This window comes from Hahella ganghwensis DSM 17046, from assembly GCF_000376785.1.
Lineage (GTDB): Bacteria > Pseudomonadota > Gammaproteobacteria > Pseudomonadales > Oleiphilaceae > Hahella > Hahella ganghwensis.
The window spans coordinates 230238-243195 of the sequence record NZ_AQXX01000144.1; the positions used below are offsets into that span (position 1 = coordinate 230238).

The 12958-nt window shown below is 48.7% G+C and carries 11 protein-coding genes; 9 read left to right on the forward strand and 2 right to left on the reverse strand.

The features are described 5' to 3' along the window. The 9 genes from F566_RS0131015 (at position 1) to F566_RS0131055 (ending at position 11903) form a co-directional block, all read left to right on the forward strand. On the forward strand, positions 1-1347 hold the full coding sequence (locus tag F566_RS0131015) for an alginate export family protein (RefSeq protein WP_020410962.1): 1347 nt from the start codon (positions 1-3) through the stop codon (positions 1345-1347). Between the two features lie 9 nt (positions 1348-1356). Beyond that, on the forward strand, positions 1357-3024 hold the full coding sequence (locus tag F566_RS0131020) for a right-handed parallel beta-helix repeat-containing protein (protein ID WP_020410963.1): 1668 nt from the start codon (positions 1357-1359) through the stop codon (positions 3022-3024). 4 nt (positions 3025-3028) lie between these two features. Then, positions 3029-4441 carry an MBOAT family O-acyltransferase gene (locus tag F566_RS0131025; protein WP_020410964.1) on the forward strand — a complete coding sequence of 471 codons (1413 nt, stop codon included), beginning with the start codon at positions 3029-3031 and terminating at the stop codon, positions 4439-4441. A gap of 22 nt (positions 4442-4463) precedes the next feature. After that, positions 4464-5603, forward strand: a complete 1140-nt coding sequence (locus F566_RS34640; RefSeq protein ID WP_020410965.1) for an alginate O-acetyltransferase — start codon at positions 4464-4466, stop codon at positions 5601-5603. A gap of 28 nt (positions 5604-5631) precedes the next feature. Beyond that, complete coding sequence (locus tag F566_RS0131035) at positions 5632-6282, forward strand: alginate O-acetyltransferase AlgF (RefSeq protein WP_020410966.1); 651 nt, start codon at positions 5632-5634, stop codon at positions 6280-6282. Between the two features lie 15 nt (positions 6283-6297). After that, the gene (locus F566_RS0131040) at positions 6298-7728 is read left to right on the forward strand and encodes an alginate O-acetyltransferase (protein ID WP_020410967.1); all 1431 of its coding nucleotides are present in this window, start codon (positions 6298-6300) and stop codon (positions 7726-7728) included. 4 nt (positions 7729-7732) lie between these two features. After that, complete coding sequence (locus F566_RS0131045) at positions 7733-8896, forward strand: mannuronate-specific alginate lyase (protein WP_020410968.1); 1164 nt, start codon at positions 7733-7735, stop codon at positions 8894-8896. A 101-nt stretch (positions 8897-8997) separates the two neighbouring features. Further along, a complete protein-coding gene (locus F566_RS0131050; RefSeq protein ID WP_020410969.1) occupies positions 8998-10476 on the forward strand; it encodes a mannose-1-phosphate guanylyltransferase/mannose-6-phosphate isomerase in 1479 nt (492 codons plus the stop codon). Positions 10477-10556: 80 nt separating this feature from the next. Continuing rightward, positions 10557-11903: a phosphohexomutase domain-containing protein gene (locus tag F566_RS0131055; RefSeq protein ID WP_020410970.1), complete on the forward strand. Its 1347-nt coding sequence runs from the start codon at positions 10557-10559 to the stop codon at positions 11901-11903. Positions 11904-12015: 112 nt separating this feature from the next. Here F566_RS0131055 and F566_RS0131060 read toward each other — a convergent pair whose 3' ends face one another. Beyond that, positions 12016-12321 carry a DUF2845 domain-containing protein gene (locus F566_RS0131060; RefSeq protein ID WP_157497236.1) on the reverse strand — a complete coding sequence of 102 codons (306 nt, stop codon included), beginning with the start codon at positions 12319-12321 and terminating at the stop codon, positions 12016-12018. Beyond that, on the reverse strand, positions 12285-12620 hold the full coding sequence (locus F566_RS0131065; RefSeq protein ID WP_033417097.1) for a hypothetical protein: 336 nt from the start codon (positions 12618-12620) through the stop codon (positions 12285-12287). The genes F566_RS0131060 and F566_RS0131065 overlap by 37 nt, the downstream gene beginning before the upstream one ends. Positions 12621-12958: the final 338 nt, after the last annotated feature.

A 12958-nucleotide genomic window follows, 5' to 3' on the forward strand; every position in this document is an offset into this window, starting at 1 on the left:
ATGAAAGGGTTGCAGTTTTATATGCGTACTGTTTTTTCCAGTATTTCTCTGGGCGCCGGTTTGCTTGTCGTGGCGAGCATGCCTGCGCTGGCTGACGATGCTGACGAGAAGTCGTATGAATCAAAAATATATGTTAATCCGTTTTTTATATCAGATGCGGATCGTGATCTCGGGACACGGGAAGGCGGGAAATCTGATGAGTTCGGAATTATTGTCAAACCTTGGCTTAAGATGCAATTCAGTGAGCATTGGAGTGGTTTGATATACGGACAGGCATTCTATTCCACTGATACTGTTGATATCGACTCCGAAGAGGGGGGGGATGCATCGGACGGATTTGTCGGGCTCCGGGAGTTATGGCTTGACTGGAACGGGCTGACAGATTACCCGGGTGAATCCATCAGATTGGGACGTGAAAGACTGCAGTATGATGATGGGATTTGGATAGATACAGACATTACGCTGCTGCGTTGGCGTTGGGATACAACCTTGTTTGATGCAACGGCTGGTGTTGCTGAGAAATTGAGTCGGTTCCGTAGTGATGATTCAGAGTTGAGCGATGATGAGAAGGACCTTCTACGTCTCTTCGCCAGCGGTCGCTGGCAATATCAAAGACAGCATTTTGCTGATTTACGCGTACTGCACACCGAAGGGAGGGATGATTCACCAACAGAGCCCTCATTGACCTGGGTAAATTTAGGCTTCGATAGCCAGTATATGGATTATCGGGCCAGAAATCCTTTTGCGTATACGGTTGATCTTTTCAATGTCTCCGGAGATGAAGAGCTCGCGGGTAGCAGACAAAGTGTTAATGGGTGGGCAGCTGATCTTGGTATCCGTTGGCGTCCCAGCGGGTTCCAGAATTTCGCGCTAGGTGCTCACTATGCAATCGCCCCCGGAGACGAGGACGGTGGGTTCCGACAATCGGGGCTGGAGAGTAACCGCTCCGCATTTACGGGAACAAGAGCGAAGTTTCATCGATTCAATGAGGCGCTAAAGGCAACGCTTTATAACATTGAAGTCATGACTGCCTATGTCAGTTACAGCGACATGGATTGGGATGTCAGTCTGGTTTATCAGCAGTTCAGGTTGGATGACCCCACCTTGGGCGTCTTTATCGACGGCATTTCTCTGGCTCCGACGGCTCTGGATGACGACCTGGGTAGCGGTCTGGATCTTGTCACCTCAGTGTACTGGCCTGAAGAAGCCCCTATGTTTGATGGATTGGCCGTCGATAGCTACCTGAGGTTGCGTCTGTCTGGATTCCAGCCAGGAGATGCATACGCTAATGGTGATCTTGATGACCTACGTTATCGTGCCACTTTTGATTGGGTCATGAGGTTTTAGGGGGCAGGGATGATGACAGCGGGAAATGCCGACAGCATGGACATGACAGCAATGCAGCATCATTGGCGGCTGGCTGTGGCATCTGTATTGATGCTCTTCCTTCTGACGGGTGTACCGACTCTGGCTGATGCTGCGAAAAAAGGAGTTGCTACGGCTGAGGCCAGCGATTCAGAAACAGAGGTGGATGAAGATGCAGGAGCTGATGATTCGCCGAAACTGAAGGATGGCCCTTACCAAATGGATTACGTGCCGGCGGAAGCTCTCCAGCTTCCAGCGCCGGCATTGCCTCCAATTGATATTTATAACGAGGATTGGGTACGGCAACGGTTGGATGAGACCGGCCATGGTGGTGAACCGGTTGTCAGAGTCGAACGGATGTTCAAGAAGGCTACCCTACGAGAGTTTACGGCTTCGGATCGCGCTGTTGAATGGGCTAGGCGACAATTGTCGCACCCCAAGGCGGTCTTTGTGCGTTCGGGGAGAGTCACGGCAAAAGACATATTGCAACAGGTTAATAACCGGGCGTTCTTTGAGGAGCTGTCACCGGGGGTATTTATATTACGGCTGCCTTTGGTTGTTGAACATGGTGCTTCTCTGGTGTTGGACGGAGAGGAAATCAAAACCTTACGCCTGTCCCAGGACAGGGGGGCTTTCATTGAAGTGCATGGCCAGTTATACACCTTGAATATGGAGATGGTCGCCTGGGATGAAAGTGCCGATACCAATGCTCAGTACGAGTCGTCAAAAGAATTCAGGCCTTTCCTGACTACTTGGGGCGGGAGCAAGCTGTATATGTCCGGCACTCGCGTTGTGAGCTTTGGATACAACAAGAGTAAGTCATACGGAATTACAGTGTCCCATTACAGTGAGGACGAAAATGAGGAGTTAAGGCAAGAAGGCCCTAAGTCCTGGATCATGGATTCCGAGTTTGTGGATGTCTATTACGGCTTCTACTGTTTTGAAGCTGAAGGTCTGGTCGTTGTCCGCAACAAGTACATCAACAACATTGTTTATGGCATAGATCCACATGACTACTCATCGCATTTGGTGATTGCAGAAAACGAAGTATATGGAACCGTGAAAAAACACGGGATTATCGTATCGCGCTCAGTCAATGACAGTTGGATATTCAACAATAAGAGCTATGACAACGCCATATCGGGATTCGTGCTTGACCGCTCCAGTGAGCGTAATGTCATCGCCAACAATCTGGCCTACCGCAATGGTGGTGACGGGTACACATTGTATGAGAGTCATGACAATCTTTTCTGGTCAAACCTGGCTTTTGATAATAACCGTCATGGAATTCGGGCGCGGAACAGTGCCAATCTGCGTCTGTATGGTAATAAAGCCTTCCGTAATGGCGGTTTTGGTATCTATGGACATATCGCGGATCTATCCAACACAGACAGGGATTTTGAACATGATCCCTATGAAATGAGAGTCTCGATGACCATCCATGGTGGTAACTATGCCCTGAATGCCCGTGGGCCATTCCATGTGGAGCATCCTGAGTCCGTTGTTCTTTACGATCTGGATATGCGTTTCCCCGTGAACTCATATGGCCTGCAGTTGTTCGGTATATTCAAACCGCACCAGTCTTCGTTGTTGGAGGCGTTGATTAAGGATCAGCGTGCGGTGAAGTTACATCCGGTGGAGTTAGCCAGGGAGAGCTAAAGCGATGGTATTTTCCTCCAATATATTTCTGTTTTTGTTTCTGCCAGCCTTTCTGGCAGTGTATTACCTGACCCCTTATCGGGGAAAATCGTTAGTTATTCTGATCGGCAGCTACCTGTTTTATGCATGGTGGCGGGTCGACTTCCTGCTGCTGTTTGTCGCAGTAACGTTTTGGAATTACTGGATAGGCATCAACATATCCAATGCCCTGTCAGGATCAGTTAAAGCCAAGAGGTGGGTGGCTCTGGGAGTGGCCGGTAACCTAGGAACTCTGGGTTACTTTAAATATGCAAATTTTGGTGTCGATAGCCTTAATGCGCTACTGACCGGTCTGGGCTTCCAGCCGTTTGAAATCATGCATGTGATTCTGCCTATTGGTATTTCGTTTTATATCTTCCAGGCAATCAGCTATATCGTGGATGTCTACCGTGGAGATACAGAGCCCACTCGACGTTTTATCGACTTTGCGGCATTTATCGCGTTGTTCCCTCAACTTATCGCCGGTCCGGTGCTGCGTTATAAAGATTTGGCAGATCAGTTCTATGACCGAACCCACACCGTCGATAAGTTTTCGGAAGGGGCATCCCGGTTTATGCAGGGATTTGTCAAGAAGGTGATCATTGCGGATACCATCGCTCCTCTGGTCGATAATCTCTATGCCCTGGAAAATCCCACGGCTGCAGATGCCTGGCTGGGGGCTCTGGCCTATGCCGCACAACTGTATTTCGATTTCTCTGGATACAGTGATATGGCCATTGGGTTAGGTTTGATGATGGGCTTCCGGTTTATTGAGAACTTCAATCAGCCATATATCAGCCAGAGCATCACTGAATTCTGGCGGCGTTGGCATATCAGTCTTTCGAGCTGGTTGAGAGACTATCTCTATATACCGTTGGGTGGCAATCGGTTTGGTACGTTTAACACCTACCGTAATCTGTTTCTGACGATGTTACTTGGTGGCTTGTGGCATGGTGCGAACTGGACCTTTGTCATCTGGGGCGCCTGGCATGGCATCTGGCTGGCGATCGAACGCTACCTTGGATGGGGAGATGATCGAGGCCGTTTTCTGCCATTCCGCTGGATATTCACGTTCTTCCTGGTTTTGATGGGATGGGTGATATTCAGGGCTGCCAATGTGGATGAAGCTCTTAAAGTCTATAACGCGATGTTCTTCTCCTTTGAGTGGAGCTTCAGTGCTCTTTATGTCGAGTCTATCAACAGTCTACAGATATTCACTTTAATTCTGGCGTATGTGTTGATTGTTTTGTTGGGTGTGCGTGCCAAATATGCTTCGGCCAGAGATATGTCTGCAACGGGGTTAAGGTTTGCCTCTGTGGTGTTGTTGCCGCTGTTTGCATTATCGATTCTCAAGCTTTCGGCGCAGAACTATTCGCCTTTTCTCTATTTTCAATTTTGAGGTCGATCAGGGATAACGTGTCATGGAAAAGTTGACCCACACAATTTACGTTACTGTTTTTATTCTCCTGGTTACGGCATTGGGGATCTGGAGCCTTGGGTCCTGGCAAGCCTTTGAACAGCCACAGGAAGTAAGTGCCATCGATGGAGGCTGGGCCTCTCAATACGAGAGTCACTATAACAGTGAGTTTCCAGTAAAGAATTTGGGGACGAGCTTATGGGCAGCCATTCAATACCTGCTCTTTGATGAGGGGCGGGAAGGTGTTGTCGTTGGTGGTCAGGACTGGTTATATACCCAAGAGGAATTCAAAGCCTATTCAGACTTTTCTGACAGGGTGGATCAACAGCTCAATCTGATTGCCAGTGTGCAGCATTATCTGGCGCGGCAAGGAGTCGAGTTGAATCTGTCACTAGTACCGTCAAAAGTCCGTGTATATCCGGAATATCTTGATGGCCACAAACCTTTTACTCCGCACGAGACACTTTATTCTGAAGCGGTTGAAGGCTTGAGAGATCGTGGCGTCGCTACTTCGGAGCTACTTTCTGAAATGTTGGCGGCTAAAAACTCTGATCAGGTTTTCCTGCGAACAGACACACATTGGACTCCCGCCGGGGCTGCAGTGGCTGCCAATAAAGTCGCTCTGACGCTTGAGAAGCAACTGCGCGATCTGCCCTGGCATAGCAAAACCTATAGTACCGACATCAAACCTCCTGTTCCCCATAAAGGAGATCTGCTGAATTACATTCCCCTGGAACCCTATTTTGAGAATCTCGGCCCGGGTGAGGAGGAAATTTCCCCCAGGGAGACAGCTCTGGCGGAGACAGATACAGAGGATTCATTGCTGTCTGACGACCTTTTTGGTTCATCGAATGAAGAAGTGGTTCTTGTCGGAACCAGCTACAGCGCCAACTCATTGTGGAACTTTGTAGGCGCCTTACAGCAGCAAACAGGAATCGACATCATCAGCTATGCCCAGGAAGGCAAAGGGCCGGTCATTCCAATGATGGAATATCTGACTTCCGAAGATTTCCGGCAAAGCCCACCCAAGGTAGTGATCTGGGAATTTCCAGAACGCTACCTGCCCATGACCTATGAGCTGAATGAATATGCATTGCCATTTATAAGAAAAGAACAAGCTCAACAGGTTTCAACCGCCAATTAATTGAAGTGAGTGATTCAGGGAGAATCAAATGAAAACTTACGTAAAGAACATTTTGTTGATATTTCTGGTTTGGAGTTTTGCTACCTCTCTGGCAAGAGCGGATGAGGCTGCACTCTACGGTCCTGAAGCACCTCCGGGGTCTGCGTTTATACGTGTTTTTAACGCTCAGGTGAACCTGCCTGTTGAGAATGCCGGTGTCGGTGGAAAAGTTTTTGGTGAGATTGATCCACTGTCATCAAGCAAGTATGTGTTCCTGCCTGCAGGTGCATATGAAGTTGAACTAAGCGGTGCCAAACAGCCGGTTCAACTTGAGAAAGACGCTTTTTATACCCTGGTCGTCTTAAAAGGTGAGGAGCCTAAGCTGGTACAGGACGAGGCATTCGATAACCGTCGTAAGGCTTTGTTAGGGCTGTACAACCTCACGGATGCTGACGCATTGGATCTGAAAACCAGTAACGGTAAAACGGCTGTACTGGAGTCTGTTGAGAAGCTGGGCAGCAAACATCGTCAGGTGAATGCAGTCAAGATTTCACTGGCGGCGTTCAATGGCAGCGAAAAGCTGGCCGACGCGGCTCCGGTGAATTTGGAGAGAGGCAAGGTGTTCAGTTTGTTTGCCTGTGGTAGTAAGGCTCAACCCAGACTGGTATGGGTTGAAAGCCAGGTTGATTCGCAAATTTAAGGAGTGGAAATAGCCATGTGCAGAGGTTATCAGATGTATCCCATGTTTCTGGCGGTTGTGCTGCTGATGCTTGTGGGAAAGCCAGCACAGGCTATTGAGTACGAGGTCGAGCCTTGTTGTGATATCTGTCCGGCAGCTGCGGAAATAGAAAACTATGATACATCTTTCCTGCGATCGTTTAGGACTCTGATCGAAGGGGAAGATGGATGGCTGTTTCGAACAGAATCAGAGTTGATGATGGAGTTCGGACCGGATGAGTTCGGATTGAAAGAACTTCAGCGGTTTGCTCAGGCACTCAAAAGCAGAGGGACCGAGCTTGTACTGGTGTATCAGCCCACAAGGGGGCTGGTGCACCCCTTTAAGGCCAATACTGCGGGTAACAACCAGTATGACTTTGCGTTGGCTGCAACCAACTATGCCAATGCATTGAGGAGGATGAGAAATGCGGGAATTTATACCCCTGATCTTACTCCTTTATTGAACCAGCCTAATGATAAGGCAGATTTCTATTTCCGCCGGGATCACCACTGGACCCCCGTAGGAGCACGGCGAACGGCTGCATTGGTCGCTGAGAGTGTACGCGAGCACCCCATTTATCCGGAATTGGAAAACACTGAGTTTGCTACCAGACGTATTGGCATGATGCGCAAACGTGGGACATTACAGTCAGCGTTTGCACGTCTGTGTGGAGTCCAGTACGCAGAACAATACGTTGATGAGTACATAACGGAGCCAGTAGAGGAAGGGGACCTTCTGGGGGAGTCTGAAGAAGACAGTCTGTTTGGAGATGCAGAGTTACCGGAAGTCACGCTTGTTGGAACCAGTTTCAGTAAGGGTGCCTATAACTATAACTTTGAGGGCTATCTGAAGGAATATCTGGAAGTGGATATTCTAAATGAAGCCATCGTAGGTGGTGGTTATGACGGCACGCTTATCCAGTATCTGCCAAGTGAAGAGTTTCAACAGTCACCACCGCGACTGATGATCTGGGAAGTGCCCAGTTATTACGATTTATCTACGACGCAGTTCTATCGTCAGGTTATTCCAATGGTATATGACGGTTGTAAGAACCAGCCTGTCGTGTTGCAGAAGACGATGACAGTCAAAGCTGGTCTGCAGGAAATTCTGTTTAATGGAGGTGGTGAATATCAGGATCTTCGAGGTGGAGATCTTCTGGTGGATCTTCAGTTTTCTGATCCACAGGTAAAAGAAATCGAACTGGCCTTTTGGTATATCAACCGTCGCCGGGACCGGATGAAAATGGAGTTCGGTGAGAGGGTCGACAACAATGGTCGTTTCATTACCGAGCTTAAGACTGAAGAAGATTGGGGGAATTACCGCTTCTTATCTCTTGACCTGCAATTACCTGAAGAGGCTCAGCCTGTAGAAGTTACCGCGACAATGTGTCGCCGTCCCGATGCTAATACCCAAATGGCAGGAGGATAATCTCATGCATAAACAGATCAGCAAATCCTGCGTTCTGAGTACGTTTATTTTGGTCGGCAGCCTGTTGTCTTTTTCAGGGTGTGCAATGCAGGTGAAATCACCAGAAACTCAAATAAAGCAGCTTGTTGCTCCTGCAGGGTTTGGATTGGTGACCCGGGGGGGCAGCGATGATGAAGCTGTGGACTGTGTGGACCTTCCGGAGCCGTATACTGAATCTCTGTCAATGCGTAGTAAATATGAGGGCAGTGGAAAATCACGGGCAGATATCAACAAGAAAGCCATGCTCTCCTACAAGCAACACACGGCGGATGTTCGGGATTTTGAAAAATATAGTATTGGTCTGTCTGATAAAGTGCTGAAAGGCAAGCCGGGTGCAGGAAAGTGTCTGGTGAAATTGCTGGAGAACTGGGCGGGCGCCGATGCCTTGATGAATGATGAAGTCAATCATATCGGTGAAGCTGTCAGAAAATGGGCGCTTGCCTGCGCCAGTCTTTCCTATTTGAAACTAAATCTGGCTGAACCGCAGACAATCACCGCTGATCAGAAAGAGGTTATCGAAGACTGGTTGTATGATCTCTCTGTAGAAGTGCAGAAGTACTACACCGATCGCCCTCTGAAGAAAGTAAATAACCATGATTACTGGGCTGCCTGGGCTGTTATGTCCGCGTCTGTGGCACTTCAAAAGCAAGAGTTATTCGATTGGGCTGTGATGAAGTATCGCGAGGGGGTCGGTCAGATTGATGCTTCCGGATATCTTCCCAATGAGTTGCGAAGAAAACAGCGGGCACTTGAGTACCATAACTTTGCCCTTCAACCTCTGGTCATGATTGCTGTGTTCGCCGATGCGAACGGACTGGATCTTGCCAGTGAGCATCAAGGTGCTTTAGGTCGGCTTACAAAAAGGGTAGTTGATGGTTTGAATGACTCCACACCATTTACATTGCTGACCGGCCGCGAACAGAAAGTCGAGGGACTTTTGAATCCCTGGTCTGTCGCCTGGGTCGCTCCTTATGCTGCGACCTTCGACAGCATTGCTCTTGCTGATCTTCCAGAGTTACCTCCTGAACAACTTAAGGCTTCGAGATTGGGTGGAAATCTGAGCCGAATGTTTAAAGCATCAACTCATAAGAAAGATACAAAAGACCAAGTGTCTGATGAGAGTTCATAAAAATTACCGAAAACAAGAACAACAGGGCGAGGTGGCCGTGAGCTGGCTAGGTACTGACTGTTGGCAAACGACCAAAACATCCAAAGGATAAGGAGACGAAAATGATTCCCGTAATATTGTCAGGTGGTAACGGCTCACGGTTGTGGCCACTATCTCGTAAAATGTATCCCAAACAATTCCTTCCCTTGATTGGTGAGGAAACCATGTTCCAGCAAACACTGAATCGCCTGCCGGATAATCTGGGTGAGCCGATCGTGGTGTGTAATGAAGAGCATCGCTTTATTGTGGCTGAGCAGATGCAGCTGATCGGCCGGAAAGCTCAGGCGATACTGCTCGAGCCATTTGGTCGGAACACGGCTCCGGCGGCAGCCATGGCGGCATTTCAGATTCTTGAATCGGGACATGACCAGATTATGATTTTGCTGCCGGCAGATCATCACATCAAAGACGTTCCGGCATTTCACGAGGCTTTGAAGAAAGCTGAACAGGCTGCTTTGGAAGGCAAACTGGTTCTGTTTGGTATTGAGCCGGATCAGCCTGAAACCGGATATGGCTATATCCGCAAAGGCGATTCGTTCAAAGAGCTTGCTTTTGACGTAGAAGCGTTTGTAGAAAAGCCTGATGAAGCAACCGCTAAAGATTACCTTTCCAGTGGCGAATACCTTTGGAACAGCGGCATGTTTGTGATGAGTGCGGAGCGTTATCTGCAGGAACTCAAGCAATACGAGCCAGATATCTACGAAACCTGTCAGTTGGCGTTCAACAATTGTCATGTCGACATGGACTTTAAGCGCCTGCCCGCTGAAAGTTTCACGCACTGTCCAGATAACTCCATCGATTATGCCGTAATGGAGCATACCCGTGACGCTGTCACTGTACCGCTGAATGCTGGATGGAGTGATGTTGGTGCGTGGTCAGCCATGTGGAGTGTTAACAGCAAAGATGACAAAGGCAATGCGCTACATGGTGATGTCCTGGCAGAAGACGCCCAAGGGTGTTTCGTCCGTGGCCACGATAAATTAGTGGCTCTGTTAGGGGTGGAAGATCTGGTGGTGGTTGATACCCAGGACGCTGTCATGGTGGCACACCGGGATAAAGTCCAGGATGTGAAGAAACTGGTTTCCAGAATGGATAAGGCTGAGAGATCGGAAACGATTGTCCATCGGGAAGTATTCCGCCCCTGGGGAAGCTACGATTCTGTTGATATGGGAGCCCGTTTCCAGGTCAAACGGATCAAGGTCAAGCCTGGTGCCAGCCTTTCATTGCAGAAGCATCACCACCGCGCTGAACATTGGATTGTGGTTCAGGGGACGGCCCGTGTGACCTGTGGTGAGCAGGAATTCCTGCTGTCGGAAAATCAGTCCACCTATATTCCGATTGGCGAAGTGCATCGACTGGTCAACCCAGGTAAGATAATGCTTGAAATCATTGAGGTTCAATCAGATACCTATCTGGGAGAGGACGACATTGTTCGCTTGCAGGACAACTATGGTCGTTCTGAGAGCGGTCGTTCTGAAGCCGGTGGAGAAGATACGTCAGCTTCAGACAAACAATCTGCAAAGGATTCTGTGTCTGCCTGAGTATTCACTGACCTGAAGCAGCTTCAGATCTTTGATCTGGAGCTGCTGCATTCATCATTATTGTTAGGAGTCCACAACTGATGGATTTAAGCGGTTTTAAAGCTTATGACATTCGGGGCAAAGTGCCCGACCAACTCAACCCTGAGATTGCTGAGCGCATTGGACGGGCCTATGTGCAGGTCACTGGCGCCCGGAAAGTCGTGGTTGGTTATGATATCAGACTGTCCAGCCCTGAATTGGCGGAAGCATTGAGTAAAGGGTTGATGGCCGCTGGTGCTGATGTTTATGACATCGGTTTGTGTGGCACCGAGATGGTTTACTTCGCAACTTTCCACTACGAAATGGATGGTGGAATCATGGTCACAGCCAGCCATAATCCTCAGGATTATAATGGGATGAAGCTGGTGTCCAAGGGCTCACGCCCGGTAAGCTCCGATACCGGTCTGAACGAGATCAAAGATCTGGTTCCCGGTGAATTTGAGGATGCCGCTGAGTCTGGCAAACAGCATACGCTGGATGCCCACAGTGACTATATCCAGCACTTGATGGGGTATATCAACACAGCTGAGCTCAAGCCACTGAAAGTGGTAGTTAATGCTGGAAACGGTGGTGCTGGTTTGATCATTGATCAGCTAGAGAGTTTGCTGCCTTTTGAGTTCATCAAGGTTCACCACGAACCAGACGGAACTTTCCCTTATGGTGTGCCTAACCCATTGCTGGTGGAAAACCGTGAGAGCACCCGTCAGGCGTTATTGGAAAATGGCGCAGATATCGGAATTGCCTGGGATGGCGATTATGATCGTTGTTTCCTGTTCGATGAAACGGGTCGTTTCGTTGAAGGTTACTACATTGTGGGCTTACTGGCTGAATTGTTCCTCAAGAGAGAGCCCGGCGCGAACATCATTCATGACCCCCGGTTAACCTGGAACACCATTGATATGGTCAATGCCGGTGGTGGTAACCCTGTCCAGAGTAAAACAGGACATGCGTTTATCAAGCAGATTATGCGTGAAAAAGATGCGGTTTATGGTGGGGAAATGAGTGCTCATCATTACTTCCGCGATTTTGCCTACTGTGACTCGGGAATGATTCCCTGGTTAATGGTTGCCAACTTGATGTGCGTAACAGGCAAGTCACTTTCAAGCCTTATTGATGAGCGTATGGCCAAGTATCCAGCCAGCGGCGAAATCAATCGGAAGCTTGAAGACGCCGGTAAGGTCTTGAAAGCTATCGAGGCCGAATATGCCCCGTCTGCGGTGTCCGTCAATTTCGTTGATGGCTTAAGCGTGGAGTATGACGATTGGCGTTTTAATCTGAGGATGTCCAATACCGAACCATTAGTTCGTCTGAATGTGGAATCCAAAGGCGATCAGGCGCTGATGGAGTCCAAGACAAAAGAGCTGCTCGATAGAATCGATAGCATCTGAAAAGAAAAAGGCGGACTATTTGTCCGCCTTTTTCTTTATTCACAATCTAAGCCCACATTCTATGGCGATTGTGATTTAACTGTTCAGTTCCATCTTGTGTGAAGGTTGTTGATCAGGAAGGGGATCGGCGCCAGTCAATTTTGGTCACTTTTCCACCGGTCAGCTCCAGTATATAGATGGCATCACCGGGTTTCTCATAAACCCAGCGTTCAATTTTATGCTCACGTACTCGATCTCCGGTCAGAGTATATCCAACTAGACTGGTATGATCCGGTCGCCCGCATTTTTTGTATATTTCATATTCAAGGTCCTGAACTTTGATGATGTCCGTCCCGCATCTCATCCCCCAGGAAAGGGAGGATGAAAGCCCGAGAACCAATATCAGGAAGCTGTGTTTACTAATTGATGCGATAGCCATGCTTGTCCCACTGCAAATAACCAAATCAAGTAAAGAGAGGCTATCAGGAGATAGATGAACATTCGCTGAATAGGATTCGCCCGTTGGGTATCCGGGTTTTCGACCCAACGTATATACAGGTTCGCTGAAAATCCGGAAATGACCAGAAGGCTGGCAGAAATGGGAATCAGCCAAAGGACAGGCGAGGGTGGTTCCCCTTGTTCGGTGAACTGACCGAACATCACCATGGAGCCTACCAGAATGATCAAAGCGACAAACTCTACAATCAGGATGGTCTTTCGATAAGGGGTTAACTGCATAGCTGCATGTCCGTCAATGTTTCTCAGGTTGAATTGGGGCATTAGTTTAGCTGACAAGCCAGGTGGATGGTATGCTCGTCGGCGTGGCCCGAACGGATGTGCTTGATGGTCTGAAAAGGATGCTCGGCTCGAAGGAAAATTAGGAAAGGAGATCTGCCCCTCTGCTTTTGGCGTCGGGGAATGTTCGAGCCTTTTGGGCCGGAACTCAGATGCTGCGATAACAGCGGCGCGCATTATAACCATTGACTGCTGATTGCGCTACCGTCCGGCTGGGATATCCTGAAAACCATATTCTCTATACCGTTTCTGCAGTATTTCTATCGAGCGATAAGGTTGGA